This is a genomic window from Ruegeria sp. HKCCA5839, from assembly GCF_013035585.1.
In the GTDB taxonomy this organism is placed as follows: Bacteria; Pseudomonadota; Alphaproteobacteria; order Rhodobacterales; family Rhodobacteraceae; genus Ruegeria.
Window position 1 is genome coordinate 1 of the sequence record NZ_WQIE01000023.1, and the last position, 1,580, is coordinate 1,580.

General features: G+C 50.1%; 1 protein-coding gene. It reads left to right on the forward strand.

The window, feature by feature from the left end; all coding sequences use genetic code 11:
* Positions 1-297: 297 nt before the first annotated feature.
* A partial coding sequence (locus GOV38_RS22160) for a caspase family protein (RefSeq protein WP_171210394.1) occupies positions 298-1,580 on the forward strand: 1,283 nt, incomplete at its 3' end.

Consider the following 1,580-nt stretch of genomic DNA (forward strand, 5'->3'; position numbering starts at 1 on the left):
CACCGATCTGAGCGCATTCGCCTGATGGTACTGTCCCTATAACGGCAACGAATGCGAACGCCATAAGCTCTGCCCAATTCAGCAAAAACCCGCGTTACGATGCGTTCTCAAGAGTGAAACCACGAAGCAAACATCGCTCGTAACGGTAGAGGTTCCTGAGGATTTATCGATTCAATTGGTTTCTGTTATGAATGTGAAATAGCACACAGCGAAAGTTTGAAAGCCGCGTATTATGTGTGCCCAACATCGAGAAGGAAATCGAATACTGGCTTGAAGAGTTTGTGGGGGATTACCAAGTTGCTCAGGTTTTTTCTATTTTTCTGTGTCGTTTTCCTCGGCTTTGCAGCGCCGTCACTTGCCTCGCGAGTGGCGCTTGTTGTTGGCAATAGTGACTATGAAAACACCGAACGCTTAACAAATCCTGTAAATGATGCCTTCGAAATCTCCAAAGTTTTGAAACAACTTGGATTCGAAGTCATCGAAGTCAAAAATGCGTCTCAAAGAGACTTTGGCGAAGCCCTTCTGCGTTTTGAACAAAGGCTTGATGGCGCAACTCATGCGCTTTTTTTCTATGCCGGACATGGAATGCAATTGCGGGGGGAAAACTACCTGCTTTCAGTTGACGCAAAAGTTCAGAACCAACATCTTATCGACTCCGAAGCTGTACGGCTGTCCAAGGTATTGAACCTGATGGAAAGCCGAGCCGCGACCTCAATTGCTTTTATCGATGCCTGCCGAGACAACCCGCTTGCAAACGCATTGAGGGATCGGGTGCCGGACCAGGCGCGCTCACTTGGGCTGGGTCGAGGGCTTGCTGTGGTGGGAGGTGCATATAGTGACAGCCTCGTCGCTTTTGCCACGACCCCCGGAAAAATAGCTTATGATGGAACTGGACCAAATTCTCCGTTTACCAAAGCGCTTCTCAGTCACATCAAAACTCCAGGTATTGAAGTTTCTACAATGCTCAAGCGCGTGTCTGCAGATGTTCTGGAAGAAACTGACGGCAGACAACGCCCCGAGGTTGTTAGCCAGATGTCGCGCGAATTCTATTTCAGGATCTCGGTTGGAACGGTTGAAACTCCAAAAGAAAAATTGAGCGACGAAAACCTGGCCACACAACAATTGAACCTGGCGGTTGGCATCCCCGACCAAAAAGCGCGTCTCCAAGCCATGCAAAAGATCGTGGATACGTTTCCGGAAACGTCAGCGGCCAACATTGCCAGGCAATTGTCGGAACAGGTGACGGCGAGCGCCGCCAACAAGCCTCGACAGAATTCAGACCCCGCGCGCCAAAGCACTCAAGAACAAGGTGAAACAGATCTAGCTGTTCTCCAACCATCCAGAGAGGTCCCTGAAACGAATACGGCCCCTGATCCATTGGTTGTCGCAGAAAACGCATTGGGAATCGGACGCGCGGAATACCGCAGCATCCAAAGAGCACTCGACAGTTCAGGATTTTCCCCAGGCGCTGCGGATGGATTGTTCGGACCTCGCTCGAGAACAGCTCTCCGTCGTTTCGAGGCCGCAAACGGTTTGTCTCAGACAGGATATCTCAATGAAAATACATATGAGATGCTGCT